Raw genomic sequence first — 648 nt, forward strand, 5'->3', positions numbered from 1 at the left:
ACCCGGCTCGGCCCTGCCGTGCCGTGCCCTGCCGTGCCCTGCCGTGCCCTGCCGTGCCCTGCCGTGCCCTGCCGTGCCCTGCCGTGCCCTGCCGTGCCCTGCCGTGCCCTGCCGTGCCCTGCCGTGCCCTGCCCGGCCGTGCCCTGCCCGGCCCCGATCGGCCGTGCCCTGCCCTGCTCGTCTGATGCCCTGCCCGGCCCCGCCCTCCCCTGACCGGCCTGCCTGCCCCGGCCCTGCCCTGCTCGATGCTCGGCCCGTGCCTAGTGCTCGGTGTGCCCCTGTCTCCTGCCCGGGCCCTCCTGCCGGTGCCCGCTGCCGTGCCCGTGCCCGCTGCCCGGTCGTGGCCCGTGCCCACGACCTTGCCCTCCGGCGTCGATCATGGAGTTGTGGTGCCCCGCAAAAGTTGCATATCGCCAGTAATCGCCCACCCTAACTCCATGATCGACCCGGACTGGCTTAAGCTCCCGCGATCTTGCACTTACTGCCGCGACTTAAGGGGCATTTCGCGCATCTTGGCGTCCGAAACTGCAAGATCGCCGGGGCAGGGCAGGGCAGGGCAGGGCAGGGCAGGGCAGGGCAGGGCAGGGCAGGGCAGGGCAGGGCAGGGCAGGGCAGGGCAGGGCGGGGCGGGGCGGGGCGGGGCGGGGC

The sequence above is a fragment of the Micromonospora sp. NPDC047467 genome (assembly GCF_040643095.1).
In the GTDB taxonomy this organism is placed as follows: Bacteria; Actinomycetota; Actinomycetes; order Mycobacteriales; family Micromonosporaceae; genus Micromonospora.